Genomic DNA, 25,514 nt, shown 5'->3' on the forward strand with positions numbered 1-25,514 from the left:
AAGCAGGTAAGGGTAGTATCATCGGCCTGCCTCGGCAAGCGCGGGCCACATTGACGGGGGGAGCCGAATCTGTATAGATGGGTCGCAACGGGTCATGTTTTCCTCTTTCCGCAAAGGTTCTCCCAATGCGTCATCGTCGCCCTGCCGGCTGGTTTTCCATGCTTTTCACCGCTGCGGTCGCCTGCCTGCTGCTGATGGCCGTGCCGTCGGCGTCGGCCGCCGAGGTCAAGCCCCATACCGTGCTGCTCACCTGGCAGCAGGACCCGACAACGACGATGACCGTGCAATGGCTGCAGCGCGGCGACCTGCTGCCGCTGGCCGAGGGGCAAGACGAGTCGCTGGAGCATGCGCATGGCGTACCGCAGATCGAAGCCCCGCCCGCCGACGCCGACGCGACGTGGGACGGGCCGGCGCTGCACGTGCCGCTGATGTTGAACGAGGCCCATCGCGTGCCAAACCCGGATAGCTTCGACGCAGAGCTGAAGCTGGGCTGGACGGAGGCGGGCCTGTTCCTGCGGGTGGCGGTGCGTGACCTGACGCCGAGCGAGCATCCGGACCGTAACGACCTGTGGCGGGCGGATTCGGTGGAGCTGTTCGTCTCGACCGGCGTTGGCGATAGCGATCGGTATCAGTTGATCCTGGCGTCGGGCGCGGACCCGGAACAAGACGGGCTTCGCATGCAGTTTTACGATAGCCGTGCCGATCGGGCGGTGGACCTCACCGCGGAAACGAGCTCGGCGGTGCATGATGAGGGTTACACCATTGATGTGTTGCTGCCTTGGGAGAACCTGGGCCTGGACGCGGTGGAGGCCGGGCGTGAGCTTGCCTTCAACGCGATTGTGAACGACGCGGGGACCGAGGAAGCGTCGCAGTGGTTGGGCTGGCATCACCATCGTGACAGCAGCCGGAACAGCCGATCGATGATGCCATTGAAACTGACCGATGGCGAAGGCACGCAGGTGCTGCTGCGAACCGTCCTGAAGGAAGATCACCTCGACACGGACAAATCGGAAGCGCAGTTTTTCGCACACCCGGACCTGGCTGGCAAGACGATCACGTTGCACGCAGGCGACGAAGTGGTCGGCTCGACGACGCTGGAAGGCGACGAGCTTCCGCTGCATGCGGCGATTCCGATCCCTGCCCCGCCGGAGGACGAGCGATGGGGTGCGTTGTCGGTGGAATTGGACGATGAACGCGTCGCGGTGCTGGAGATGTCGGCGATTTATGCGTCGCGCCCGCCGGACGCTGCGGAGCTGCTTTATCGAGCAGCGGGCGAGTCGGAGTTCCAGACGGCGGAAACGGCGGTGCATCGCATGATCGCCTGGCCGGGCGTGTTCCGCCAGCGTGTCGAGCTGACCGGGCTGGAGCCGGCGAGCACGTACGAGTTTCAAATCCCCGGCGTGGATCGCACGTTCAAGTTCCGCACGATGCCGACCGACATTGACGAGCCGCTGCGGTTCGCCACCGGCGGCGACATCCGTCACCGGCAGGACTGGATGGAAGCCACCAATCGACAGGCGATGAAATATGACATCGACTTCGTGGTCTGGGGCGGCGACTTTGCTTATGCCGACGCGATGGAAGAACGGCTATACCGCTGGGACGAATGGTTCCAGGCGAACTACAACACGTTAATCAGCGACGACGGCCGAGTCGTGCCCGTGGTCGCGGGCATCGGCAACCACGAAGTCCGCGGCGGATATATGGTCAACCAGGACGACTACGAACCCACGGACGAGTACCGCCTCGGCCGGGCCCCCTACTTCTTCCAGCTTTTCGCCTTCCCCGGCCAGCCGGGCTACGGCGTGCTGGACTTCGGCGACTACCTGTCCATCGTCCTGCCCGACACGAACCACGCCAACCCGATCGCCGGCGAGCAGACGGACTGGCTTGCCAGCGTGCTTGCCGAGCGCGAGCATGTCCCGCACGTCTTCCCCGTGTACCATGTGCCGGCATATCCGTCGCACCGGCCTTACGACGGCGGCGTCAGCCGACAGGTGCGCGAACACTGGGTGCCGCTGTTTGAAGAGCATGGCATTGAAGTCGTCTTCGAAAACCACGACCACACGTATAAGCGCACCCACCCGCTGCGCGGCGGCGAAGTCGACCCGCATCGCGGCATCGTCTACATGGGCGACGGCGCCTGGGGCGTGGGCACGCGCGACGTGCACGACGTGGAGGAAACGTGGTATCTGCGTCGGGCCGAGTCGACCCGTCATGCGATCATCGTGACCCTGCACGGCCGACACCGGCACATGCTCGTGGTCAGCGAAGATGGCGACATTCTGGACGAATACCCGCAGACGCCGTTGAACAGCGGGCTGGGTCAGTAAAGACGCGCGCGGGTGCCGAAAGCCCACGGATTAAATCCGTGGGCTTCGAGCGCACCCGAGATTCATGTGGCAATCAGTCGGCAGGCTCGATGCGATACAGCCCGCCGTCGGACTCATCGCTGACAGCGTAGATGTTGTTGTCGGGGCCGATGCGTACGTCGCGCACTCGGCCGATCGTATCGCGAAGCACTTCCTCTTCATGCACGACCTCGTCGTCTTCGAGGACGACCCGGCGGATCTGCTTCACATACAGGCCGCCGATGAGGATGTTGTTTTCCCAGTTGCCGAACTGTCCGCCGTTGACGATCGCCAGGCCGGAGGGCGCGAGCGTCGGCAGGAACTCGCGGATCGGCTCGGCCGTGTCGGGCCGTTCGCGGGCGCTGTCGCCGAACTGTGCTTCAGTGCCGTAGTCGCGGCCCGGGGTTGATACGGGCCAGCCGTAGTTCTCGCCCGGCTCGATGCGATCGAGTCGATCGCCGCCGCGCGGGCCGTGGTCGGCGGCCCAGATTTCGCGGGTGACGGGGTGGATGTCCATGCCCTGAATGTTGCGATGCCCGTAGCTGTAGATTTCCGGGTGTACGTCGTCGCGATCGCGGAACGGGTTGTCGTCAGGCACGTTGCCGTCGTCGGTGAGGCGGAGCATTTTGCCTGCGTGGTCTTCGAGATCCTGGGCGCGTTCGGGCTCGACGCCGCGATCACCGATGCTCAGCAGCAGCGTGCCGTCGTCGAGGAACAGGATGCGCGAGCCGTAGTGTCGGCCGGGGTCGGACTTGCGATCCTGAGTGAACAGCTCTTCGACGTCGGTGAGGCGCATCGTCTCGTCGTCGATCTTCGCGCGGATGAGCGCGGTGGCTGTGCCGTCTTCGTCGCCCTTGGAGTAGGTGAGGTAGATCCAGCCGTTGCTGGCGTAGTCCGGGTGGACCGCCACATCGAGCAGGCCGCCCTGGTTTTCGACGTGCAGATCGTCGGGCAGGTTGTGAAGCTCGACCGGCTCGCCATTGCGTAGCCAGTGCAGTCGGCCGGGCCGCTCGGTTACGAGCATCGACTCGTCGGGCAGGAACGCTACCGCCCACGGATGTTCCAGATCGCCGATGATGCGTGTCACCTTCAGGTCGTGATACTGTGAGCCCGCCGACTCTTCGATCACCTCTTCCTCGGCCACAGCGGGCCCGGCGAGCCAGGCACAGGTGAGCGTGGTGGTCAGGGCAACTTTCGAGGCAAACTTCATGCGATACGCTCCTTCCGAATCCAGAGAATCCCTTACAACGATTGTGGAACCCTAGGGCGCGAAAGTTGCTCGGGTCAACGGCGATTGCGAGGAACCGGCACGGTTTTGCAGGATGTACCCCGATCTGGGAGACTGCTTCGCTTTGGCCGACGGTGTTGGACGAGACCACGATTCTTACCCCACAAGACCCATGAAACTTCAGGCTCCCAAAGGCACGCGCGACTTCTACCCTCACGACATGGCTTGGCGGAATCACCTGCACGACGCCTGGCGCCGCGTGTCGATCCGCCACGGGTTTGAGCAGGTGGACGGGCCGATCTTCGAAACGCTCGACCTCTACAAGGTCAAGTCGGGCGAGGGCATCGTCTCCGAGCTGTTCCACTTTGAAGACCGCGGCGGCCGAGGCATGGCCATCCGCCCCGAGTTTACGCCGACGCTGGCGCGGATGGTCGCGGCGCAGGCGAATGCGTTGCCCAAGCCGATCAAGTGGTTCTGTACGCCGAACCTCTGTCGGGCCGAGCGGCCGCAGCGCGGTCGGCTGCGCGAGTTCTTCCAGTGGAACGTCGACATCCTCGGCAGCGACGCCGCGGTCGCCGACGCGGAGTGCATCCTCGTCGCGATCGACCTGTTGCAGGAGCTGGGCCTCAAGCCCGAGCACGTCCGGGTGAAGATCAGCCACCGGCAGACAGTGCGCCACATCCTCAGTCTGCTCGGCGTGTCCGATGAGAAGATGGAAGACGCGTTCGATCTGCTCGACCGCCGCGACAAGATCGAGCCGGAGGCGTTTCAAAAGCGGGCCGGCGAGCTGGGGCTGGACGAGCCGCGCGTCGCGCGATTCGACCAGACCTGCCGGTACAAGTACAAGGTCGGCAGCCTCGGCGGGCTGAAAAAATCGCTGGGCATTGACGGCGACGAACTCGCAGCGCTTGAGGCGCTCGACCAGCAACTGCTCGACTTCGGCATTGCCGACTGGTGCGAATATGACCTTGGCATCGTGCGCGGGTTGGCGTACTACACGGGCACGGTGTTTGAAGTGCACGAAGCCACCGGCGTCGAGCGCGCGATGGCAGGCGGCGGGCGGTACGACCAGCTCATCGAATTGTTCGGCGGACCGGCGACGCCGGCGGTCGGCTTCGGCATGGGCGACGTCGTCCTCACCAACGTGCTCGCCGACAAGGGGCTGATACCCGAAGACGTGAGCCCTCGGCCGGACGTGTACGTGCTCGCCGCGACGGAAGCGGGCGGCCACAAGCTCGGCGGCGTCGTCGCGTCATTGCGACAGCAAGGCGTGCACGCTCGACTGAGCTACCGCGCGACACGCAACATCAGCAAGCTGCTTAAAGAAGCCGGCTCGGCACGGGCGAGGTTCGCGCTCATCCTCGATGATGAGGCGGCGAACGGCACGGGGCAACTGAAAGACCTCGAGTCCGGCGAACAGGAAATCGTCAAGTTTGACGCAGTGGCGCGACGCGTAAAGGTTTAGCGGCCGCCCCACCGGGGCGCCTTGCGAGGGGGGCGGCGAGGATGGCACAACGGCGATTCCATTACGACGCGGCGTTCGAGCACTACCTGCGGGCCAACGGCATCCCGTACGTGGCGGTCGATGAAGCAAAGCGGGCGGTGGCGGGCAAAGGCGAGATTGCGGGTGTGCCGCGAAAGCTCAAGAGTTTTGACTTTGTCGTCTACAGCGAGGGTGATGCGAACCTGCTGATTGACGTGAAGGGCCGTAAGCATTCGGGGCGGACCGGCAGAGCGTTGCAGAACTGGGTGACGAACGATGATGTGAAATGCCTAGACCAGTGGACGGGCATCTTCGGCGAGGGGTTCGAGGCGGCCTTCTCGTTTCTTTTCTGGTGTGATGTGCAGCCGCCGGACGCGTTGTTCCATGAGATTTTCGAATTTGCGGATCGGTGGTATGCTGTGTTGGCCGTGCGGCTGAGCGATTACCGTCAGCACATGCGCCGGCGAAGCGCCAAATGGGACACGGTCAGCCTGCCAGCCAAGGCATTTACGGAGCTGGCCGTGCCGCTGAAAACGCTTTTATGAGGGTTCGACCCGGTGTTCGCGGGCCTTGGCAAAAGGTTTGGCGGGCTCTACAATCGACAAATCGGTTTTTCCAACCCCCCTGACACGAAAGTGGGAGGAGTGTCTGATGCCCGGCGACGCAGGCAGCGGTGACGATCACGCGCAACTTAAGCAACCATCGACAGCTACAACGGAGCAGCGCGATGCCGTTGTCGTCCGTCTTGCGGGTGACTCCGGGGACGGTATGCAGCTCGCGGGCACGCAGTTCACCGACACCTCGGCGGTCATGGGCAATGACATCGCCACGCTGCCCGACTTCCCTGCCGAGATCCGCGCCCCCGCCGGCACGGTCGCCGGTGTGTCCGGCTTCCAGATCAACTTCGCCAGCGAAGACATCTACACGCCCGGCGATCAGGTCAACGTGCTCATCGCGATGAACCCGGCGGCCTTCAAAGCCCACATCGCCGACGTCGAGGCCGGCGGCACGGTCATCGTCAACGAGTCGGAGTTCGACAAAGTCTCGCTGCGCAAGGCCGGCTACGAAGACGGCTACAACCCCATCGAAGACGAAAAATACGTCCGCCAGTACAAGCTCTACAAAGTGCCCATCACCCGGCTGAACGCCGAGGCGCTCGAAGAGACCGGCATGGGCGCGAAAGACGTCAACCGCTGCAAAAACATGTACGCGCTGGGGCTGATCTACTGGCTGTACGATCGGCCGCTGGACATCACCATCAACCACCTCGAAGACTACTTCGGCAAGAAGAAAAACCTGCCGCAAGTCGCCGAGGCGAACGTCAAAGCCCTCAAGGCGGGCTACTTCTTCGGCGAAACCGCCGAGCTGTTCCCCGTCCGCTACCAGGTGCCCAAGGCCGCGATCACGCCGGGCACGTATCGCAAGATCACCGGCAACGAAGCGCTGGCGATGGGCCTGATCGCCGGCGGCCACCTCGCTGACAAGAACGTGGTCTACTGCTCGTATCCGATCACGCCCGCCAGCGATGTGCTGCACTACCTCGCGGCGATGCGGCACTTCGGCGTCAAGACGTTCCAGGCGGAAGACGAAATCGCCGCGGTGGGCTCGGCCATCGGCGCGAGCTTCGCCGGGCAGCTGGGCATCACCGGCACGTCCGGCCCGGGCTTCGCGCTCAAGGGCGAAGCGATCGGCCTGGCGGTCATGACCGAACTGCCGCTGGTCATTCTCAACGTACAGCGTGGCGGGCCTTCGACTGGTCTGCCCACGAAGACCGAGCAGGCCGACCTGCTCATGGCGTTGTTCGGCCGAAACGGTGAATGTCCCGTCGTCGTGCTCGCGCCGCAATCGCCCAGTGACTGCTTCGACATCGGCGTGGAAGCCGCCCGGCTGACGTTGCAGCATATGGTGCCCGTGGTCGTGCTCAGCGAAGGGTATCTGGCCAACGGTGCCGAGCCGTGGCGCGTGCCCGATGCGTCGAGCTTCGACAAGATCGAAGTGAAGCATCCGACCGCCATCGGCGAAGGCGACGAGGCGTATGCCCCGTATGCTCGCGATGAGAACCTCGTTCGGCCGTGGGCGCTGCCCGGCACGCCGGGGCTGGAGCATCGCATCGGCGGCCTTGAAAAGGCGCACCACACCGGCACGGTCGCGTACGAAGGCGAGAACCACCAGTTGATGACGCAACTGCGTCAGGCGAAGCTGGACAAGATCGCGGACCGCGTGCCGCCGATCGAGCCTTATGGCGATGCGTCCGGCGACCTGCTCGTGCTCGGCTGGGGCGGCACGTATGGCGCGATCGTGACCGCGGTGCGTCGTGCTCGCGAAGATGGCAAGAAGGTTGCTGCAGCGCATCTGCGCCACCTCAACCCGATGCCCCGCAACCTCGGCGAGGTGCTCAAGCGGTTCAAGAAAGTGCTCGTGCCGGAATTGAACAGCGGGCAGCTGCGCATGCTCGTGCGTGCGAAGCACCTGGTGGACGCTCGCGGGCTGAACAAGATGCAGGGCAAGCCGTTCCTCGTCGAAGAAGTGCAGCAGGCCATCAACCTGATGCTCACCGACGAATGGGGCGACGCCGAGTCGCTTTTGCCCATGGACGGCAAGGTTGATCCGAAAGCACAGGGATTGAAGTTGTAGTCGTAGGAGATGAACGCCAAGTCGCCAAGGCGCCAAGACGCCAAGGAACAATGGCATTGATTGTCAATAAGCTCTGACGAAAGCAACAGGCAGACAGGTTGCATTGAGCTTCTGACTGGATTGGGAATTTTCTTGGCGACTTGGCGTCTTGGCGTCTTGGCGTAATGACTCGAAACCGAGCCGACATCATGGCAGACAAAACCCTCACCGTGCTCAAGCCCAAGGACTACGCCTCCGACCAGGACGTGCGCTGGTGCCCCGGCTGCGGCGATTACGCCATCCTCAACCAGGTCCGCAAGGTCGCTGCGAAGATGGGCCTCAAGCGTGAGAAGACCGTCTTCGTCTCCGGCATCGGCTGCGCCGCCAGGTTCCCGTACTACATGAACACCTACGGGTTCCACTCCATCCACGGCCGAGCGCCCGCGATCGCCACCGGCGTCAAACTCGCCAACCCCGAACTCGACGTCTGGGTCGTCGGCGGCGACGGTGACATGCTCTCCATCGGCGGCAATCACCTCATCCACATGCTCCGCCGAAACGTCAACCTCAAGCTCATGCTATTCAACAACCGCATCTACGGCTTGACCAAGGGCCAATACTCCCCCACCTCCGAAGTGGGCAAGAAGACCAAGTCCAGCCCGATGGGGTCGCTCGATTGCCCGATCAACCCGATCTCCATCGCGCTCGCTGCCGAGGCCGGCTTCGTCGCGCGTGGTATCGATGTCGACAAAGACCTGCCCAACGTGCTCGAACGCGCCGCGAAGCACAAGGGCGCATCGTTCGTTGAGATCTACCAGGACTGCAACGTCTTCAACCACAAAGCCTACGCCCACGCGACGGACAAGGATACGAAGGAAGACAACCTGCTCCGCCTTGAGCATGGCAAGCCGATGATCTTCGGCAAGGATCGCGACAAGGGCATCCGCCTCAACGGGCATCGTCTGGAAGTTGTCGAACTGAAGAACGGGATCACGGAAGATGATCTGCTGTTCCATGACGAGACGGACGAGGGGTTGGCGTTCATGCTTAGCCGAATGCGGTTCCCCGAGTTCCCCGAGCCGGTGGGCGTGTTCCACGTCTACGAAGACCGCTGCTATGAAGAGTTGCTCAGCCAGCAGGTGGAGCAGGCCATCGAGAAGCGGGGTCGCGGTCGGCTGGAAGACCTGCTCAACGCCGGCGATACGTACACCATCAGCGAAACCGACGCGCAGCACGGCCTGCACGAGTGATCGCACCGCCAATCACAGCCGCCACTTAAACGGACGCCACACGGCATCGCGTTGGGTGGTGTCTGCTTCACGTTCCCAACAGCACATCAAAGCGTCTAATACGGTTTCGAGTTATTCCCAGCGCGTTTTCCCACCCCCTCTCCCTCCCAGGGAGAGGGAACCGGACGCGCTGGGATTAACTTGAAGCCGTATAACGGACCGGACATGAACCTCAGTGTGCGCTCGAAGCCCACGGATTGAATCCGTGGGCGTCACCCTCGTACACCCACCAAGCCCGGGCTCGGCTCCCCCCTCGCACCCGTGTGTTTCGTGCAAATCCAATATTGATGGCGGCGGCGCATACATCCATCGTCCCTGAAGCCGCCGTACATGAAACTGAAGAGTGATCGCAACCTCGGCCGTCAGGCTCGGAAGAAAATCTTTCGCAAAGCAGTCGCGTGGGCTGCCCGAGCGGGCCGATACAGCATCGATCACGAAAGGGTATCACTATGTTTACAAAAACCTCTTCTATGACCATCGCCGCGGCACTGATGTTCGGCACGGGAGGTATCGCGCTGGCGGAAAACGACCAGGCTCACGACCGCGATGCCGACGACCGCCTCGCTCCGCAACAGGAGCAGACAACGGGCGATCGAAACGCCGATGAAATGCAAGATCCGCAGCAGGCGCGGGACCGCGATCGCGATCGCGATGGCGACCGGATGATGGACCGTGACGATGAGTCAGGCGTGCTGTTGCGCGGCACGGAAGTTACCGACTACGAAATTCACAATCAGGCAGGCGAACGGATCGGCGACATCTCCGACCTCGCAGTCGACACGCAACAAGGCAAGATCGCTTACGTGATCGTCCGCCTCGACGAAGCGGTGTCGGAAGATGAGGGCGCAGCTGACGGAGCCCTGGCGACCATCGGCATCGGCCGCGAACACTACGCCCTGCCGTGGCAGAGCTTTGAAGCCGTCGCAGGCGAAGAAGCACTGACGTTGACGATCGACCGCGAACGGCTCGCCCAGATGGAAGCGTTCGACGACGATTGGGATCGGCTTAACGATCCGGGCCACGCCAGGCAGCAACGCGAATCGCTTGGACTCGACCGCGATCGGGAAGAAGACGACGCGACATCGGTTCGGGTTGAAGCGTTGAGTGACCTGCGCGGCCGGGACGTTCAAGGTCGCGACGATGACACGATTGCGCAGATCGACGATCTGATGATCGACTCCCGCGAAGGACACCTGGCGTACGCGGTGCTGAACTATGGCGGGTTCCTCGGCATCGGCCGTGACTATGTCGCAGTGCCCTACCAGGCCCTTCAGCAGGCGGTCGGTACCGATGATGAAATGTTTACCGACGACGACGCGTTCGTTCTTGACGCTGACGAGGACACGCTGGACCGGATCTCGTTCGACCGCGGCGACTGGCCCAACATGACCGACGAACAGTGGGCCCAGTCGGTGCACGAAGCGTTCGATCACGAGCCCTACTGGCAAGTGTTCGGCTACGCCCCCCCGCGTGAGTCGCAAAAAGATCGCGTTGACGACTAACACAACAGGCCGAGCCGACCGCAACCCTGCGGTCGGCCCTCGGCCAAGGCACAATCGAGCCATTAAACATTAACGATATGGCGGCCCGGCCTGCGAGTAATTTCGCAGGCCGGCTTTATGCGCAGGCAGACCTCGACTCGCTGAAGTGCAAGCGTCGCGTGAACGAAAAGCATGTCAATCCGCCGCCCTACCGGGGGCTTATGCCAGTTGCCGAATCTGCCTGGCCAGGCCATCGCAGCTTGATGCGTACTGGTCGCCGAACAAGCGAAGATGCAGGAGCATCGTGTTCAGCCAATAGATTCGACAGCGGCGGTCGAACCCCGGCCGGAGCGGGTGAGTCTGCGTGTAGGTTCGGAAGAAGACGTCGCCGGCCGTGTGAAACAGCCGCAGGTAAGCCAGTTCGTATTCCGGGTCGGCGTACAGGCCCGCCGGATCGACGAATGCAGTCAGTGTCGGGCGATCGGGGTGAGCGTCATTGACAAGGATATTGGTTGCCCAGAGGTCGCCGTGCACGAGTGTGGGGCGTGCCTGTTCGGGCAGCCACGCTTCGAGTTCGCCGAGCAGTTTGTGGATGACGTCGCGGGTCTTCGAGCTGAGGTGTTCACCGACGGCATGAAACTCACGTTCCAACGTCGGGCCGAAGACATCCAGCCAGCGTGACCGTTTCGCGTCATCCATAACGACGGGGCCGAACCTTTCAGCGGTATGCGTGTGCAGCGATGCGATGTGCGTAGCGAGCTGCCCCTGCAGCGACGCGATCCCACGTTGACCGAGTTGAGCCTCGCCAAGATTCCGCCCTGCCATCCGCTGCATCAAGAGGCCGCTGACGCCCTCCTCTTCGTCCGCGAAACAGGTATGCACTTCCGGCACGGGGAAGGTCGAGTGTTCGCGATACCACCGCAGTGCCGCGAACTCGCGTTCGAACGCATCGTGATGATCAAGCACATTAAGCTTACCCACCAGCCAGCCCGGCTCGCCGTCGAGTTGCCACGCCCAGACGTGATTGATCATGCCGCCGTTTAACTGGCGCACCGCCAGCACACGGCGTGAAGGCTCATACCATCGGCGAACGAGGCGGGTCGCATGGTCAATATCGACAAGTAGTTTTGAAACCATGATGGCATCGGCCGACCCCTCGGCCACTCCCACCGCCCCGGCATGGGCGCCTCGATATCTGGCCAACAAAACCCCGCCCGCGATGAGCCGCACTCACGCGTAGCACCTCGATCCAGGTACGATCAGAACCCCCCTGAAAGATCTCCCGGCAAGCGGGAAACAAAAGCGGGTGACGGGAATCGAACCCGCATCATTGGCTTGGGAAGCCAACGCTCTACCATTGAGCTACACCCGCATCCGGAGGAAGCCACAAGCCTCTTACTACAAGGCGCTTACAGAAGAACCGGCCTCGGCTAGTTGTTATTTTTGGACGTCTTTCTGGACACTCGCTAGCAACCCTGGTATCCCGCCGTTGAACGTCGAATCACATCATATCAGGAGTTTCAGCAGATGGCGAAAGCAGGCCGACGCGGCAGACCGTCTCGGCCGTATCGGACGTCGTGGGGCGAGAACGTCGAGGGGCTCTACAAGTGCCCGGACGGCCGCTGGCGCATCACTGTGACCGGCCAGACGTTCACTGAACACGACGAGCGGCGAGAGCACCACGATCTGTGGGCTCACAACCTGATGCGGGATCAGCTGCTCGCCAACCTGAAACTGGATGAGGACATGAAGAAACGAGTGGAGGAGCGGCGGAGGCGGGCGAATGAGCCCGTTGATTGAAGGGGACCCACGCATTGGGCAGTGCTTTGGGCCGCGTCAAACAATGACAAGCGGCTCACCCCCCTGGATCTCGCAAAGTGACGACCTTCTATCGGTACAGACGTATTCGCAGTGGGTAATCCAAGCGGTTTGTCATGTACCATCAGCCGTGGGATCGTCAGTGCTATTCGGCCTGCTAGTTCGTTTCCCACGCCGGCTGCAAGCTATTGAAGTATTCGAGCCAATTGCTGAGCCCGCCATCGGCAAACTGGCCCAGGCCGGCCAACAGGAAATAAAGACAAATCGAGCCTCGGGCGAGCAGCAGGATCGCATCGGCACACCAGGGACTCGGCGACTCCCTGGCCACTGCCCGGTGCCATCATTCGTATCGCCGCCTGCTGATCGATGACGTCTGCCCTTCGTGCAGGACATGCAATAGTAATCCCCGTTGCGGTTCCGTACCCTAACGATACCGTGGCGAAGGTGTGCGCCCGAGCCGTGGCAGGTGCCGTTGCAGGCGGGAAGTGATCGTTCTATTGGCTGGCCGATTGGGCAAGCGCCACACTCACGCGACGCGAACCAAGCTCCCTCCCGAAAGGACATTGAGCCCAACGCCGTCAAATGCTCGGCCCTTTCCCGCAATCACTCCATGTCATGCCTGAGTTGAAAAATCATCTGCTTCGTACAACGCTTGTCCGGGTCAGGACGGTGACCTGCCCCCACGCGTGATACCTCCATACCTCCTTCTACGGCAACGATTCTGCTGCCTCGGTGCGGGAGCCAGCTGCACATCCTCCTGGTCGTCAGCCGATGCCGGTACAGCGCGGGGGTTTGCAATGCCCATTGCCGGCCTTCCAACGTCGTGACACCGTGATCCCGGTGAGCCCGGTCGCACTTTCAAGCGAGTTCGCTCAGCGCGAAGACAAGCAGGCTCAATGGAAAGGAGAATCGAACATTATCCACGTCCTTGTTCATATCTCCGCAGCGGGATCTATCCTATCCCCCTGCCGGTTCTGCGCCGGTCCAATGGACTCTCCTGAAACCTCCAGCACGGCGAAATACTGAAGCCGACCACCGAAGCACAAGTTGTCCATGGTCCGGGCGGGAACAGATCGCCATCGATCAGCGTGGACACCTGAACTGCCGGTGCCCCCTTCGCCATCACCGCCGCTACCAAGTGGATACAGCCTAAATTTTGAACAATTTCGCGCAATAATACAGGGGTGCGGCCGTAGCATTTGACGCTCCTGATGTTACGGTTGTACCAAAATCAAAATAGTGAACATCACTCCTCACCAGAAAAGTGTCACGGCGCGATCGGGCGCTCCCCCCGTCGTTGTTTCCGGGTCGCTGCCAGCGACCTCGGCAGATGTCGTCGGCTTCACATCGCCATCCGACGTTCGTGCATGGACGTCCATTCGTGCCCTCCGGTTTAACGCCGTCGCACAATGACACGTTCATCAATGAAGCTTGCCCACTCAAAGTATCGATGCGAGCCCTGGCTTCACCGGACGCGAAACCGGCCGCTTGCTCACCTTCTCTGCCGCACGCCGCAGCGTTCTTTTTCCACCTACGCCGCCTCGGCGGCGGACGCACCGCGCCAGAATCGTGCAACGCAGCCACACCACCGTCCGACATTGAAGGTCCAACCGGACATGCCACATGACAGACGCTGCTTTTGAAACGGGAAGCGGTTTTTCATGAGGAGACTCGACCGGTGGCGGCCATGATCTCAAAATACATGCAGGCAACCGCCTTGGACGCCGGTCACCCGCATGACAGCGCTGAACCAACGCCTTCTTCATTTGCTCGACACCTGACATCCGACACCCGTGAACACCTTCCGGCAGATGGTCTGCCGGAGGCTTTCGCATGCGCGTGCCTACGCACGCCAAGGAGCTTTGATTCATGAACGAACCCTCCCCCACCAGCAATGGCACTCTCCGCATCCTGTTTCTCAACTCGCACGGCGGCGGCTTCGCCGACCACCTCAATGTGCCCGCCGGCACCACCATCGCGCAGCTCATCGAGCGGCAGCTGCCGCACGTGAAGGCCGACGATCTGCTGATCCGCGTCAATCGCCAGCCGGTGCAGCGCGACTACGTCCTGCAGGCCGACGACCGCGTGTCGGCGACGCCGACGAAAATCGCCGGGGCGGTAGTTGTCTGATCCCGTGGCCATGCAGCAGCAGCCGCGCTGCGCCTGCTGACGCCAATCCAATCCTGTTCGCCCCGCATTCCGCCGGGGCGGTCGTGTTCGTCCTACACGACCGTCCCCGGCTCACGGGGACGGTCTCCTTTTACTCGAAGGAGCGTCCACCGTGACTGCCTCAACCACCACGCCCGTTTCGCCATCCGAAGACCACGCCCTGTTCCTGTCGGTGATGCCGGTGATCTGCGCGTTGGCGCGCCGGCGCTTCGCCAATCTGCCCCTTGCCCTTCGCGATGACGCCGTGGCCGAGGCGGTCGCCACCGGTTTTCTCAGCTATTTGTCGCTGAGGCGGCGCGGCCGCATCGAGCAGGTCGCCACAGCCGGCTTCGTCCGCAACGCCGTGCGCGCTGTCGCCGGGGGTCGGCGCGTCGGCAGCAGCCAGGCCGGTATGGACGTGATGTCGCGCCTGGGACGTCGACGCCACGGCCGTTGCGTGGCCAGCCTCGACGGTATCGGCGACGACGAGGATGCGAGTCGAGCCAACTGGCTGCACGAAGCAGTGGCCGATCGCCGCACGGCCGTCCCCGAGCAGGTCGCGGTGCGCATTGATGGTGGCCGCTGGCTGACCTCGCTTTCCAATCGCGACCGGCAGCTGGTCCAGGCGCTGGCCGCCGGGGAGAAGGCCTGCCACGTTGCCCGCCGCTTTGCGATCAGCCCCGGCCGCTTGAGCCAGCTTCGCCAGGCGTGGTCCCGACAGTGGCAGCAGTGCGTGGGCATCGCCGCATAAACGGCCAGTCTCGCCCGACCGCCCTGCTTCCAGTCGACCGTCCTTAATTACATGCATGAAGGAGCACACCGATGGAGGTTCACCTGCGACAGCGGTGGCGGGCGGCGCAGCGGATCATCGAACAGCTCACCGTCCTGCATCATCGGCGTCAGCACGAGCTGGACGAGCGGCTTGCTTATGCAGGCCAGCGCCTCGATGGCCTGCGGTCGCTCAGCCGCAAGCTGGCCCGTGCCCGCCAGCACGGGCTGCATGGGGCGCGACGCCGCGTCCAGCAGCAACTGCCCGTCACCGTGAACGAGCTGATGCACCTGCTCGGTGATGTGTCGTCGGTATTGAGCCGCAGCGCCGCCCCACCACCGATCCCGACAGTGCGACAACTGCTCGATGCGCTCGAGCAGCTCGATGACGAGTTCGGCGAGCTGACCCTCGACGACAAGTGCCGGTACATCTCGGTGACCACGGAGCCGATCGCCCTCGAAGGGGTGGAACTGGGCCGGTTCGAGATCCGGCTGTACCTCGATGATCTGTCGAGCCTGAGCGGCCCGCGTCCCTATGAAGTGCTCGCGCTGGATCCCAACCCGCCGGCGGGCGAAGACCACGTCACGCACCCCCACGTCTCGGATAACCACCTGTGCGAAGGCGAAGGCGCGTCGGCGATCCGCTTCGCCTTGGAACGCGGCGCATTAGGCGAGTTTTTCCTGCTCGTGCACGCAGCGCTGAACACCTACAACGCCGAATCGCCCTACGTGTCGCTGGATGCCTGGCATGGCGTGGCCTGTGCCGACTGCGGCGACCGCATCGACAGCGACGACGCGTACGCCTGTCACCGCTGCGGCGACGAGCTGTGCGGCAGTTGTGCCGGGCGCTGCGAATGCTGCGATGAAGCGTTCTGCCCGAACTGCGGCGGCACGTGTGCCCAGTGCCACGAGCCCGCCTGCGAAAAGTGCCTGACCACCTGCCCCGGCTGCTGGCGAAGCATCTGCGCCGACTGCCTGGAACACGATGACCTGTGCCCGGCCTGCCGGGCCGAACAAGACGACGAGGAGTTACCCGATGAAGAACAAGACCCACTGCCGGCTGAAGGCGCACCGACGCCTGCCGGCTCCACCGCAGTCTTCCCCGCCGCGGCGGACGGCCCGCCGTCCCCGGCGCCACCGTCACCGGCGATCATCCCGACGTAAGCCGGCGCTGCGTTTCACACCTTACGCCTGGAGCAAGTGGCGCTGCCTGCGCGACCTCGGCGAGACCGAGATCGCCTGTTTCGGCATCAGCAGCGAGCATGACCCGCTGCTGATCGTTGACCTGGCAATGGTGAAGCAGACCGCCACGACCGTGACCGTCGCCTTCGACGATGAAGCCGTGGCCGACTACTTCGAGCAGCAACTCGACGCCGGCCTGTCGGTGGAGCGGTTCTTCCGCGTGTGGCTGCACACGCATCCCGGTCATAGCGCCGAGCCCAGCACCACCGACGAGGAGACGTTTACCCGCGTCTTCGGCGATTGCCACTGGGCGGTGATGGGCATCCTGGCTCGCGGGGGTCAGCGCTACGCCCGCCTGCGGTTCGGCGTGGGGCCCGGCGGTGAAGGCCGGATCCCCGTGAAGATCGACTTTGATGTCGACTTTCCCGCGGCGGATCGCCAGGCATGGCAGGCCGAGTACGCGCGGTGCGTGCAGCGTGTCCCGGATACGCTGGAGCCGGTGGGGTTCGATCCGCTATGGCTGGATGACCCGGACTGGCTCGAACGCTTCGTCATTCAGGACGAAGCGCTGGCGCTGATCGAGGCGCGGGCACTCGATCAACCGCGCACCGTTTCCGAGGGAGACCCGGCCGATGACATCTGATCCGCCGCCGGACCCGGGTCGGCACGATGCGGACGATTCGCCCGAGGTCAGTCGCGCCCAGATGATCGAAGACGGCCTGCTCATTGACCTCACCGACTGGGCCCGCCCCGTCGGCATCCCGATCCCCGTCGCCTGCACCGATCTTGTGTGGCTGACCTGGATCGCCCCACCGCCGGGCACCCGCGAAGTGGGCCAGAGCGAGCGGGGCCGGGGCCATGCGATCCTGCGCCGGCTCGCTCATGTGATCCGCCGTCATGCCGACACGCCGCTGACGCGCATGCCCTTCAAGGTGCTGCTGCTCGCTTCGCCGCAGGTCGAGCGTCTGGCCGAGCTGGTGGCGCACGGCCATCTCGGCGATCCGCCGCAACGCGACCCGGTCATCACCCTTCAGTTGCCAGACGAACCGCAGCGCTGGTGACGCAAACGCGCCGGGCTTCGCCCGTTCAATCACCCCAACCCAAGGAGAACTTTCCCATGGCAACCATTACCCCCAAGACCACTGCGCCCGCAACGGACCAACCTGACGACCGTGACCTGCGTCAACGCGAGCTGGTGCCGCCCGAAGCGCTGGCCGCCTGCCGCTGCACCATCATTGGCGTCGGAGCGATCGGCCGACAGGTCGCCCTTCAGCTGGCGGCGCTGGGCGTGGCTCACCTGCAGCTGGTCGATCCGGATCACGTCGAGCCGGTGAACCTCGCGGCGCAGGGCTACCGCGAAGTCGACGTCATGCAGCAGAAGGTGAACGCCACGGCCGCACTGTGCCGGCAGCTGCACAGCCGCCTGAGCATCGAGGCCGTGTCCGGGCGGTTCCGCCGCTCGCTGCCGGTGGAGCCGGTGGTGTTCGCGTGCGTCGATGCGATCGCCACCCGCCGGCAGGTGTACGAAGCGGTGCGGGGGAATGCGCGGCTGCTGGTCGACGGCCGCATGCACGGCGAGGTGATCCGCGTGCTGGCCGCCGAACTGCCGGACCATCACGACCGCTACCGCGGCACGCTGTTCAATCCCGATCAGACGTACGCCGGCAGCTGTACGAGTCGGTCGACGATCTACGCCGCCAATCTCGCCGCAGCGCTGATGGTGGCGCAGCTGGCGCGTCACCTGCGCTGCCAGCCGGTCGAGCCGGACCAGACCCTGAACCTCTTTGCTGGCGAACTGACGACGACGCGCTGAATCGAAGCCAACGCACTGGCTGTCGCTCGACTCACGCCCCGCTTTCCCAATCGTGGCGTGGCGCGGGCGGTGGCCTGCGTCATGCCGGTTTCCTGTTCACCCTCCGATTCAAGGAGTGTTTGTCATGACCGTCATCCCCGCTTCCCGCCTGCAACCGTCTGATCTGCGCCGGCTCGGCTGTGACCTCGTCGACCAGGTGCGCGACGAGCATCAAGTGTGCCACCACCCGGTCGACCGTTCACTGGCCGTGCATGGCGAGCAGCTGTCCGACGAAGACCTCGCCGCCCTCGACGCCGCCACGAACAGCGAGCATGTCGCGTCGTAGGCCCGGCTGATCAAGCATCGATTGCATGAATCGTCGCGGGCTCTGCCCCACCGCCACGGGAGGCGGTGGGGCAACCCGCTTTCGATGCGGTGTGTACCGGAAGAAATTTTGCGCCTGATGGAGACCCATCGACTATGTCCCACATCGTGACCATCAAGACACAGGTGCGTGATCCTGCGGCCCTGGCCGCGGCGTGCCGGAGGCTGAACCTCGCCGAGCCGGTCCGCGGAAACGCGAAGCTCTTCGCCAGCGAGGCCGAGGGATTGATCTTGCATCTTCCTGACTGGCGTTACCCCGTCGTCGCCCAGCCACAGACGGGGGAACTGAAGTACGACAACTACAACGGCGCATGGGGGGAGCAAGCCCAGCTCGATCGCCTGCTTCAGGCCTACGCCGTGGAAAAGGCGCGGCTCGAAGCGCGGAAAGCCGGCCACAGCGTGCTGGAGCAGCCGCTGCCCGATGGCTCGATCCGCCTGCAGATCCAAATGGGAGGAGGTTCTGGATGACCTCAGCTTCGCGCATCATCGAGATCACCGTGAGTTCCACCGGTCAGACGAAGCTGGAAACCCGCGGCTTTGCCGGCCCTTCGTGCCGGGACGCCAGCCGCAACATCGAGCGGGCGCTGGGCCTGGTCGAATCGGATCAGCCCACCGCAGAGATGCACCAGAGCCAGCATCACTCGCAACAGATCGACCAGCAAAGCAGCACATAAGCTTCCGCCGCTTGTCTCGTTCGGCTTCTATCCATCCGCATCTATATAAAGGAATACCATCATGACGCTCATCGAAAAGCTGCGCGAGTACATCGCCGCGGCCTTCACCGGGCTCTGGATCCAGACCCACGAACACGAGGACGCCCTGGCCGAGATCGCCCGACTCTGCAAAGACAACCAATGGACATTGGCCCACTGGGACATCGACCGCGGCCTGCAGGTGCCCGGCGGCACGGCAGATTCGGAAGATCCCGGCAACACGATCTCTGGCAGCGCCGCCGGCGATCCGTTGGCCGCCATTCGAGCGCTGGGCACCTTGTCTTCCCCGGCGCAGCCGGAAACCTCCACACTGCTGGTGATGAGCAACCTGCATCGCCTGCTGGGCAGTGCCGAGGTCGTGCAGGCGCTGGCGCACCAGCTGGTGCAGGGCAAGCAGCAGCGCACGTTCATCGTGGTGCTCGCGCCGGTGGTCAACATCCCGCTGGAGCTGGAGAAGCTGTTTGTTGTGATCGAACACGACCTGCCGGGGCGCGAGCAGCTCAAACAGATTGCCGAGGGCGTGGCCACCGAGGCAGGCGAACTGCCCGAAGGCGATGACCTCGATCGCGTGCTCGACGCCGCCGCCGGGCTCACGCGCCTGGAAGCCGAAGGCGCGTTCGCCCTCTCGCTCGTGCGAGAAGGCAAGGTCGAGCCCGAGGCGATCTGGGAACTCAAGACGCAGACCCTGAAAAAGAGCGGCCTGCTCAACCTGCACCGGGGACACGAGCGTTTCGCCGATCTCGGTGGGCTGACGGCGCTCAAGCAGTTCTGTCTCAAGGCGCTGAACCGTGCCTCGGACGCGACGGTGCGGGCGCGGGGGCTGCTGCTGCTGGGCATCCCGGGCAGTGGGAAAAGTGCGTTTGCCAAAGCCCTCGGCCGCGAAACCGGCCGCCCCACGCTCACGCTGGACATCGGCGCACTGATGGGCTCGCTGGTCGGGCAAACGGAAGGGAATTTACGGCGGGCGCTGGCGACGCTGGACGCCATGTCCCCGTGCATCGCCTTTGCGGACGAGATCGAAAAAGCGCTCGCCGGCACCGCCAGCAGCGGGCAGACCGACTCGGGCGTCTCCGCCCGCCTGTTCGGCTCGCTGCTGACCTGGCTGAATGACCATACCAGTGACGTGTTCTTCATCGCCACGTGCAATGACATCTCCAAGCTGCCGCCGGAGTTTTCGCGCAGCGAACGCTTCGATGGCATCTTCTTCCTCGACCTGCCCGGCCGCGAACAGAAGGATGCGATCTGGCACCTCTACCAGACGATGTTCGAGTTGTCGGAGCACGAACGGCCTGAGGATACGAACTGGACCGGAGCGGAGATCAAGGCCTGTTGCCGGCTCGCCCGATTGCTCGACATGCCGCTGCATGAAGCCGCCGAGCATGTCGTGCCCGTGGCGGTGACGGCGCACGAGAACGTCCAGCAGTTGCGCAGCTGGGCGGCCGGGCGCTGCCTCGATGCCGAGCAGTCGGGGATCTACCAGGTGCAGCGCACGCAACGTTCGGCTTCGACGAAACGATCCAGCCGGCGCGTCGCCCGACCCAGCGACAACTGACGGATTCACGCTTCGCGTGGGCAGGCATTCGTCCTGTCTTTCCCATTCACCACGAACATCAAGGAGAATCGACCATGACCACACTGGCCGTCGGCAACGGTACGCGCGCCGCGGCGCGTTCACCAGCGAATAGCGCCCCTGCCGCTACGGACAATCAACCCGGCGCGCACTCCGGACCATCCCACGAGCTCCGCCATGCCTTCACCGCCGTGCGTCTGAGCCTGCGCTGGCTGGGCGTGCGCAAAACGCTCAGCGGCGATCAGAAACAGCAGGCCGCCGATCCGTTCGGCGCGGAGGGCCAGTACCTCAGCGCCGCAAAAAAACTGCTGGACACCAAGCACCCGGCCTACAAGGCGGTCACCGCCGTGCGCGGCCGGGCCGTGAGCTACTGGAAAGGCACGAGCGTGCCGTATCCCGAGCCGGGGCTGCGGCTGATCCGGCGCAGTGACATCGAACGGTTCAACCAGCAGATGAGGCAGCTGCGCGAAGAGCTCAACGAATCGGTGACGGCGCTCGACCGCGCCTATGGCGAACTGCGTGAGCATGCCAAAGATCGCCTCGGTCGGTTGTATGACCCAGGCGACTATCCGGCCTCGCTCGCCGGCCTGTTCGCCATTGAATGGGACTTCCCCAGCGTCGAGCCGCCAAGCTATCTCCAGCAGCTGAACCCCGAGCTGTTCGAGCAGGAGCGCCAGCGCGTCGCGGCCCGTTTCGACGAAGCGGTGCAGCTGGCTGAGCAGGCGTTCACCGAAGAATTCGGCAAACTGGTCAACCATCTCACCGAGCGGTTGGAAGGCGACGCCGACGGAAAACCGAAGATCTTTCGCGACTCGGCAGTGGGCAACCTGCACACGTTCTTCGACCGCTTCCGCCAGCTCAATGTCCACTCGAACGAGCAGCTCGATCAACTCGTCGAGCAGGCCCAGCAGGTGGTGCGCGGCGTGGCCCCGAATCGGCTGCGCACCAGCGAGCCGCTGCGCCAGCGCGTGGCGAAGCAGTTGCAGCAGGTGCAGGGTTCGCTGGAGGATTTGCTGGTGGATCGGCCGCGCCGGCGCATCCTGCGGCCCGGCGGGTCGGCGGCGTCCTCGGCGAAGGAGGAGCCATGAAACAACTCACCCTGATCATTGGCCCCGGCGGCGCGGTAACCACGCTCTACGACGAGCGACTCGACCTGCACCGGCTCGGTTCGATGCAGGTCCGCCGCGCCGGGCACGTGGAACCCGTCGACGTCGCCCGACCGGGCGCGCCGACGGGGTGGCGCGTCAGCCTCGCGCCGGTGAAGGGGCCGACGTTCGGCCCCTTTGCCAGCCGCAGCGCGGCGCTGGCGGCCGAACGCGGCTGGCTGGAGCGCCACCTGCCCGAGCTGGCTGCCGACACGTAGCCCGCCGCAGTTCGGCGTCACGTTCCCCTATCGAATCGTTCAACCCTTCCGTTCAAGGAGATCTCACCCATGCAACAATTCTTCCGATCGCTGATGTCCCTGCTCGTGGGACTGGCCCTGTGCCTGTTCGGCCTGTTCCAGGGCGTGCAGCTGCTGCCGACCGCCCCCGTGTGGCAGACGGTGCTGCTTGCCGCCCCGCACCTGGCCGGCGTGTTGCTGTTTGGCCTGTGCCTGATCGCGGTGGTCGTCGGCCTGGTGATGCTCGTCCGCAGTGCCCGCACGCTCTGGATGAGTGGCGTGCGAGGCCATCGCCATCACGAACCGGCGCTGCCCTACGGGCACGAGCCCGATCACTGGCAGTAAATCAGGGTCTGACTTCGACTCTGCTTCAACTACTACTGACCCAACAAGGAAGGCTTATGCAGATGATTGTCACCGCCATCATCCTGGTGCTCGTGATCCTGCTGGTGCTCACGCTCGTTCGCTGCGATGTGGACCGGGCCGTGGAGCAGGAACGCGACGCCACCGCCGCCATGCCCATCGAAGTGCAACTCCCGGAACACCCGCCGGAACAAACCCCGGAAGACTCCCCGGAAGACCCCCCGGAGCAACCCCCTCATGATCCGACTGACCTTGATCGCCCTGCTGGCAGTGATCGTGCTGGCGATGGCGATCCTGCTTTACTGGCAATGGCTCGAACGGCAACGCCCCGTGACCGCTGCGTGGATCACCCTCGAACAGCTTCAGCAGGCCGCCGAACTGGTGACGCTCAAGGTGCCCTACCAGCAGCTCGTCGAAACCCGCGTGGCCGGTTACAGCGGCTCCGTGCGCTGCGTCGTGCTCGCCGTCGGCGAAGCCTGGGTCGGGACCGACCTTGAGCAGGCGCGTTGGGAAACCGATCCGATCACCGGCACCGTCACGCTCACGCTCGCCCAGCCGCGGGTGCTCAGCAGCCACCTCGACCATGACCGCTCCCGCGTGGTGCTCACCGCCCGCCGCGGTGTGTGGCTGATCCTGCCCGGCGAAGCGGGCGAGCCGCAGGTGATCGAGCAGGCGCTGCGCGACGCCCAGCAGCAGCTTGCCGCGTCGGCGGCGTCAGAGGAACACATAGAAGCAGCGCGGCAGCAGGCGGAGACGGTACTGAGTGAGCAACTGGGCATGCCGCAGACAAGCAATGTTGTGATTCAGTGGCGGCCGTAAGGCCGCCGCGACTTCCGGCTGTCCGGTGCACCTTCAGTGGTGCGCCGGCGGCCGGAACACAGCACCTGACCTGCGACTGGAACCCACCTCTTTTTTTTATCCCTCGCAGATGACCGAACTCGAAGTAGAGATCGCCCTCCACCGGCGAGTGCGCCGCGCCGGGTTCGTTTCCTTCGGACTGAGGGGAAATCCGCTCCCTGAAACAGACTTAATCACAGCCGATCACCCAATTTACATCCCCGGGGGAGAATGGGCGGCTCGGGTTCGTTTTCTGCGACATCCCAACAACAGTTTTCAGTCCAAAATATGTTTGGGTCGTAGATACCTGCCAGAAGATCAGCCCGACATGCCCGGGTTCGATTCAAAAAATACGCGTGGTCGCCGAATTGCTTCCGCCATCCCGAACGCTAACACGAGCATCCGGCGACCACGCGTCCAGCTATCCACTTTTCAAAGAGCATCAATACGCAGCACCGCCATCACTTCAAACCATGCCAGACGTTGGGTGTCTGCTCCGACTCATTGCCGCACCTATCCCTACTGGATAGACGGGCGGCTCGCGAATGACCAGCGACAAACAGCAACCCTAGTCAGGTTCCCGGTTCCCGGCAGGAAAACATCACCGCCGAGGCGACCTGCATGCCCGCTGGTGCGCCGGCTCAAGCTGCGAACCTCCGTGGTGCGAAACGCACAAATACGACCCGACATGCCGATTGCCCGCTGGAGCCTTCCTTAAGGAGGACCGTGCATCCGTTGTTTGTCCGACATTTCACCGCCTGTCTCCACATCGGTCATTGATGCAGCCCAAGGCATTCGCAGCATCGGAAATCGGCGGTCCCCGGGGCAACATAAAGACTCCTCGTCACGGTGCAGCAGCCGGGGCACACGGCTTCCAGCGCCGGCTTGCGGCGGGGCCGCACAAGGTGGATGATCTGTTCAAACGTGCGCTTGCCGCGCACGTCATCCAGCCGACCGTAGTTCAGGTGAAGGGCCGGGCCGCCCATCGCGCCACGTGCAAGCCGAACCTGGACCACCGCGTACGGCTCGTTCCCCTTTTCGCTGGACCAAACCATCTGTGTCTGTGCATCGTTCGACAGAGGCATGGCCTTCTCCGCAACCGCCGCGACGTCCAGATGAAGACAATGGGCTCGCTCAAGCCTGGCGGCACCGGCCATGCGCTCCCAGCGTGAAAGCCCGATCGCCATAGCCGTCGGCGCGTGAGACGATGAAAGTGAAACGGCCTCGTCCGGCGTCGACTGATCCACCTCCGGCGCGCACGTCCACATGCCGCGCGTGGGAGGCTGCGGACGACGCTTCGCCAGAATGCGGTCCACCCGCTGGCCGGCCTCTTTCAGAAGTTTCTCGGTGGCGACCCGGAACTCCAGCCGTGCCCGTGCCTCGGTTTCGGTCTCCACAGGCGGCTCCGCTTCCGGCAGAACGTAGTCTGCTGGAAGCAGGCCAATCTTCTTCTGGTGCGCGACGACGCTGTCGCTGAACGACTCGGCATCGGGCGCGTCGTCCTCGGCCGGGGCCGTCATGTGGCCCGTGCGCGGCCCCGAGGGGCCTTCTCGAATCGCCAGCGCCGTCGCCATGGTTTCGAGAGCGAGGTCGGCTTCAAATCGGTCGGTCAGTGAAATCGGCCCCCATTCCAGAAAGTAGACCGGTCGCAGCAAAAGCATTCGTCCGGCGGCGGTGGCCCCCTGCGGCGCCCATGGCGACAAGGCGTAGCCGGTGCGCCCATGGCCAACGGCGCGTGCATACGCCTCCGGCGCTGCATCGCACAACATCTCCGCGATCTGAGCAAGCATGTGAAGTTCACCCACCCGATCACCGAACCCGAGTTGGATTGCCCTCAGCAGAAGCCCGCTGATGGCCTCAACCTGGTCGGGGAAAGCCATGTCTCCGGCCCCGGCGCGAAGGGATTCAGCAAGGTGCACGGCGTCACTTTCGAGATCAGCAAGCGCCGAAATCGGCACGTCAGACGAGGGTGGGGTTGCCGAGGCGGGATCCGCCGGAGCCTCGGCCTCATGCGATGTTGCCGCTGCTGACGTCTCGGCGCTGGTTCCACCAGTCGGCCCCGCCTGACGGACAGGCGGCGTGACCTGCGGCACGGACGAAGCCGTCGTCGGCG

General features: G+C 63.9%; 25 protein-coding genes and 1 tRNA gene. 21 read left to right on the forward strand and 5 right to left on the reverse strand.

Annotation, left to right across the window (positions count from 1 at the left end; genetic code table 11):
* Positions 1–125: 125 nt before the first annotated feature.
* Positions 126–2,333 (forward strand): sugar-binding protein, encoded by a 2,208-nt coding sequence (locus tag ACERK3_16155; GenBank protein MFA9479818.1) that lies wholly within the window; start codon positions 126–128, stop codon positions 2,331–2,333.
* Between the two features lie 73 nt (positions 2,334–2,406).
* Here ACERK3_16155 and ACERK3_16160 read toward each other — a convergent pair whose 3' ends face one another.
* Complete coding sequence (locus ACERK3_16160) at positions 2,407–3,561, reverse strand: PQQ-dependent sugar dehydrogenase (GenBank protein MFA9479819.1); 1,155 nt, start codon at positions 3,559–3,561, stop codon at positions 2,407–2,409.
* Positions 3,562–3,751: 190 nt separating this feature from the next.
* Between ACERK3_16160 and hisS the strand changes: the two genes are divergently transcribed.
* The 5 genes from hisS to ACERK3_16185 all read left to right on the forward strand — a co-directional run bounded on the left by hisS (position 3,752) and on the right by ACERK3_16185 (position 10,466).
* The gene (gene hisS / locus ACERK3_16165; GenBank protein MFA9479820.1) at positions 3,752–5,044 is read left to right on the forward strand and encodes a histidine--tRNA ligase; all 1,293 of its coding nucleotides are present in this window, start codon (positions 3,752–3,754) and stop codon (positions 5,042–5,044) included.
* Positions 5,045–5,085: 41 nt separating this feature from the next.
* Entirely contained in the window at positions 5,086–5,607 is a 522-nt protein-coding gene (locus ACERK3_16170) for an HYExAFE family protein (GenBank protein ID MFA9479821.1), read from the forward strand.
* A gap of 106 nt (positions 5,608–5,713) precedes the next feature.
* The gene (locus tag ACERK3_16175; protein ID MFA9479822.1) at positions 5,714–7,696 is read left to right on the forward strand and encodes a 2-oxoacid:acceptor oxidoreductase subunit alpha; all 1,983 of its coding nucleotides are present in this window, start codon (positions 5,714–5,716) and stop codon (positions 7,694–7,696) included.
* A gap of 188 nt (positions 7,697–7,884) precedes the next feature.
* Positions 7,885–8,925, forward strand: coding sequence for a 2-oxoacid:ferredoxin oxidoreductase subunit beta (locus tag ACERK3_16180; protein ID MFA9479823.1), 1,041 nt, complete (start codon positions 7,885–7,887; stop codon positions 8,923–8,925).
* Between the two features lie 509 nt (positions 8,926–9,434).
* Positions 9,435–10,466, forward strand: a complete 1,032-nt coding sequence (locus ACERK3_16185) for a PRC-barrel domain-containing protein (protein MFA9479824.1) — start codon at positions 9,435–9,437, stop codon at positions 10,464–10,466.
* 198 nt (positions 10,467–10,664) lie between these two features.
* Here the strand turns inward: ACERK3_16185 and ACERK3_16190 are convergent, their stop codons facing one another.
* Both ACERK3_16190 and ACERK3_16195 read right to left on the reverse strand, forming a co-directional pair.
* Complete coding sequence (locus ACERK3_16190) at positions 10,665–11,582, reverse strand: fructosamine kinase family protein (protein ID MFA9479825.1); 918 nt, start codon at positions 11,580–11,582, stop codon at positions 10,665–10,667.
* A gap of 164 nt (positions 11,583–11,746) precedes the next feature.
* Positions 11,747–11,817 (reverse strand) — tRNA-Gly (locus tag ACERK3_16195).
* Positions 11,818–11,972: 155 nt separating this feature from the next.
* On the opposite strand from ACERK3_16195, the gene ACERK3_16200 reads away from it, so the two are divergent.
* The 14 genes from ACERK3_16200 to ACERK3_16265 all read left to right on the forward strand — a co-directional run bounded on the left by ACERK3_16200 (position 11,973) and on the right by ACERK3_16265 (position 22,546).
* Complete coding sequence (locus tag ACERK3_16200; protein MFA9479826.1) at positions 11,973–12,245, forward strand: hypothetical protein; 273 nt, start codon at positions 11,973–11,975, stop codon at positions 12,243–12,245.
* Between the two features lie 1,887 nt (positions 12,246–14,132).
* Positions 14,133–14,393, forward strand: coding sequence for a molybdopterin converting factor (locus tag ACERK3_16205; protein MFA9479827.1), 261 nt, complete (start codon positions 14,133–14,135; stop codon positions 14,391–14,393).
* A 151-nt stretch (positions 14,394–14,544) separates the two neighbouring features.
* Entirely contained in the window at positions 14,545–15,162 is a 618-nt protein-coding gene (locus ACERK3_16210) for a hypothetical protein (GenBank protein MFA9479828.1), read from the forward strand.
* A gap of 71 nt (positions 15,163–15,233) precedes the next feature.
* Positions 15,234–16,343 (forward strand): hypothetical protein, encoded by a 1,110-nt coding sequence (locus ACERK3_16215; GenBank protein MFA9479829.1) that lies wholly within the window; start codon positions 15,234–15,236, stop codon positions 16,341–16,343.
* A gap of 127 nt (positions 16,344–16,470) precedes the next feature.
* Positions 16,471–17,004: a hypothetical protein gene (locus ACERK3_16220; GenBank protein ID MFA9479830.1), complete on the forward strand. Its 534-nt coding sequence runs from the start codon at positions 16,471–16,473 to the stop codon at positions 17,002–17,004.
* The gene (locus tag ACERK3_16225; protein ID MFA9479831.1) at positions 16,994–17,422 is read left to right on the forward strand and encodes a DUF6573 family protein; all 429 of its coding nucleotides are present in this window, start codon (positions 16,994–16,996) and stop codon (positions 17,420–17,422) included. Before ACERK3_16220 ends, ACERK3_16225 begins: the two co-directional genes overlap by 11 nt.
* Positions 17,423–17,478: 56 nt before the next feature.
* Positions 17,479–18,174, forward strand: a complete 696-nt coding sequence (locus ACERK3_16230; protein MFA9479832.1) for a ThiF family adenylyltransferase — start codon at positions 17,479–17,481, stop codon at positions 18,172–18,174.
* A 124-nt stretch (positions 18,175–18,298) separates the two neighbouring features.
* Positions 18,299–18,499, forward strand: a complete 201-nt coding sequence (locus ACERK3_16235; protein MFA9479833.1) for a hypothetical protein — start codon at positions 18,299–18,301, stop codon at positions 18,497–18,499.
* A gap of 134 nt (positions 18,500–18,633) precedes the next feature.
* Positions 18,634–19,005 (forward strand): DUF1257 domain-containing protein, encoded by a 372-nt coding sequence (locus ACERK3_16240; GenBank protein MFA9479834.1) that lies wholly within the window; start codon positions 18,634–18,636, stop codon positions 19,003–19,005.
* Entirely contained in the window at positions 19,002–19,211 is a 210-nt protein-coding gene (locus ACERK3_16245; GenBank protein ID MFA9479835.1) for a DUF2997 domain-containing protein, read from the forward strand. The genes ACERK3_16240 and ACERK3_16245 overlap by 4 nt, the downstream gene beginning before the upstream one ends.
* A gap of 61 nt (positions 19,212–19,272) precedes the next feature.
* Positions 19,273–20,802: an AAA family ATPase gene (locus ACERK3_16250; protein ID MFA9479836.1), complete on the forward strand. Its 1,530-nt coding sequence runs from the start codon at positions 19,273–19,275 to the stop codon at positions 20,800–20,802.
* Positions 20,803–20,876: 74 nt separating this feature from the next.
* The gene (locus ACERK3_16255) at positions 20,877–21,908 is read left to right on the forward strand and encodes a hypothetical protein (protein MFA9479837.1); all 1,032 of its coding nucleotides are present in this window, start codon (positions 20,877–20,879) and stop codon (positions 21,906–21,908) included.
* Positions 21,905–22,183 (forward strand): hypothetical protein, encoded by a 279-nt coding sequence (locus ACERK3_16260; protein MFA9479838.1) that lies wholly within the window; start codon positions 21,905–21,907, stop codon positions 22,181–22,183. Before ACERK3_16255 ends, ACERK3_16260 begins: the two co-directional genes overlap by 4 nt.
* Before the next feature lie 69 nt (positions 22,184–22,252).
* Positions 22,253–22,546 carry a hypothetical protein gene (locus ACERK3_16265; GenBank protein ID MFA9479839.1) on the forward strand — a complete coding sequence of 98 codons (294 nt, stop codon included), beginning with the start codon at positions 22,253–22,255 and terminating at the stop codon, positions 22,544–22,546.
* A 32-nt stretch (positions 22,547–22,578) separates the two neighbouring features.
* On the opposite strand, the gene ACERK3_16270 is transcribed toward ACERK3_16265, so the two are convergent.
* On the reverse strand, positions 22,579–22,758 hold the full coding sequence (locus ACERK3_16270; protein MFA9479840.1) for a hypothetical protein: 180 nt from the start codon (positions 22,756–22,758) through the stop codon (positions 22,579–22,581).
* A 43-nt stretch (positions 22,759–22,801) separates the two neighbouring features.
* On the opposite strand from ACERK3_16270, the gene ACERK3_16275 reads away from it, so the two are divergent.
* Complete coding sequence (locus ACERK3_16275; GenBank protein ID MFA9479841.1) at positions 22,802–23,383, forward strand: DUF4230 domain-containing protein; 582 nt, start codon at positions 22,802–22,804, stop codon at positions 23,381–23,383.
* Between the two features lie 791 nt (positions 23,384–24,174).
* On the opposite strand, the gene ACERK3_16280 is transcribed toward ACERK3_16275, so the two are convergent.
* Positions 24,175–25,281 carry a hypothetical protein gene (locus ACERK3_16280; GenBank protein ID MFA9479842.1) on the reverse strand — a complete coding sequence of 369 codons (1,107 nt, stop codon included), beginning with the start codon at positions 25,279–25,281 and terminating at the stop codon, positions 24,175–24,177.
* Between the last annotated feature and the right edge of the window lie 233 nt (positions 25,282–25,514).

It is taken from the genome of Phycisphaerales bacterium AB-hyl4, assembly GCA_041821185.1.
Classification (GTDB): Bacteria; Planctomycetota; Phycisphaerae; order Phycisphaerales; family Phycisphaeraceae; genus Natronomicrosphaera; species Natronomicrosphaera hydrolytica.

What these genes read in the sequence shown, in the direction of transcription:
- ACERK3_16250 (MFA9479836.1), top strand. Translation starts at nt 19,273, where the DNA reads ATGACGCTCATCGAAAAGCTGCGCGAGTACATCGCCGCGGCCTTCACC.
- ACERK3_16160 (MFA9479819.1), bottom strand. Translation starts at nt 3,561, where the DNA reads ATGAAGTTTGCCTCGAAAGTTGCCCTGACCACCACGCTCACCTGTGCC.
- ACERK3_16175 (MFA9479822.1), top strand. Translation starts at nt 5,714, where the DNA reads ATGCCCGGCGACGCAGGCAGCGGTGACGATCACGCGCAACTTAAGCAA.
- ACERK3_16265 (MFA9479839.1), top strand. Translation starts at nt 22,253, where the DNA reads ATGCAACAATTCTTCCGATCGCTGATGTCCCTGCTCGTGGGACTGGCC.
- ACERK3_16245 (MFA9479835.1), top strand. Translation starts at nt 19,002, where the DNA reads ATGACCTCAGCTTCGCGCATCATCGAGATCACCGTGAGTTCCACCGGT.
- ACERK3_16180 (MFA9479823.1), top strand. Translation starts at nt 7,885, where the DNA reads ATGGCAGACAAAACCCTCACCGTGCTCAAGCCCAAGGACTACGCCTCC.
- ACERK3_16260 (MFA9479838.1), top strand. Translation starts at nt 21,905, where the DNA reads ATGAAACAACTCACCCTGATCATTGGCCCCGGCGGCGCGGTAACCACG.
- ACERK3_16275 (MFA9479841.1), top strand. Translation starts at nt 22,802, where the DNA reads ATGATCCGACTGACCTTGATCGCCCTGCTGGCAGTGATCGTGCTGGCG.
- ACERK3_16220 (MFA9479830.1), top strand. Translation starts at nt 16,471, where the DNA reads ATGGTGAAGCAGACCGCCACGACCGTGACCGTCGCCTTCGACGATGAA.
- ACERK3_16190 (MFA9479825.1), bottom strand. Translation starts at nt 11,582, where the DNA reads ATGGTTTCAAAACTACTTGTCGATATTGACCATGCGACCCGCCTCGTT.
- ACERK3_16215 (MFA9479829.1), top strand. Translation starts at nt 15,234, where the DNA reads ATGGAGGTTCACCTGCGACAGCGGTGGCGGGCGGCGCAGCGGATCATC.
- ACERK3_16225 (MFA9479831.1), top strand. Translation starts at nt 16,994, where the DNA reads ATGACATCTGATCCGCCGCCGGACCCGGGTCGGCACGATGCGGACGAT.
- ACERK3_16170 (MFA9479821.1), top strand. Translation starts at nt 5,086, where the DNA reads ATGGCACAACGGCGATTCCATTACGACGCGGCGTTCGAGCACTACCTG.
- ACERK3_16255 (MFA9479837.1), top strand. Translation starts at nt 20,877, where the DNA reads ATGACCACACTGGCCGTCGGCAACGGTACGCGCGCCGCGGCGCGTTCA.
- ACERK3_16230 (MFA9479832.1), top strand. Translation starts at nt 17,479, where the DNA reads ATGGCAACCATTACCCCCAAGACCACTGCGCCCGCAACGGACCAACCT.
- ACERK3_16185 (MFA9479824.1), top strand. Translation starts at nt 9,435, where the DNA reads ATGACCATCGCCGCGGCACTGATGTTCGGCACGGGAGGTATCGCGCTG.
- ACERK3_16205 (MFA9479827.1), top strand. Translation starts at nt 14,133, where the DNA reads ATGAACGAACCCTCCCCCACCAGCAATGGCACTCTCCGCATCCTGTTT.
- ACERK3_16240 (MFA9479834.1), top strand. Translation starts at nt 18,634, where the DNA reads ATGTCCCACATCGTGACCATCAAGACACAGGTGCGTGATCCTGCGGCC.
- ACERK3_16200 (MFA9479826.1), top strand. Translation starts at nt 11,973, where the DNA reads ATGGCGAAAGCAGGCCGACGCGGCAGACCGTCTCGGCCGTATCGGACG.
- ACERK3_16155 (MFA9479818.1), top strand. Translation starts at nt 126, where the DNA reads ATGCGTCATCGTCGCCCTGCCGGCTGGTTTTCCATGCTTTTCACCGCT.
- hisS (MFA9479820.1), top strand. Translation starts at nt 3,752, where the DNA reads ATGAAACTTCAGGCTCCCAAAGGCACGCGCGACTTCTACCCTCACGAC.
- ACERK3_16280 (MFA9479842.1), bottom strand. Translation starts at nt 25,281, where the DNA reads ATGGCTTTCCCCGACCAGGTTGAGGCCATCAGCGGGCTTCTGCTGAGG.
- ACERK3_16235 (MFA9479833.1), top strand. Translation starts at nt 18,299, where the DNA reads ATGACCGTCATCCCCGCTTCCCGCCTGCAACCGTCTGATCTGCGCCGG.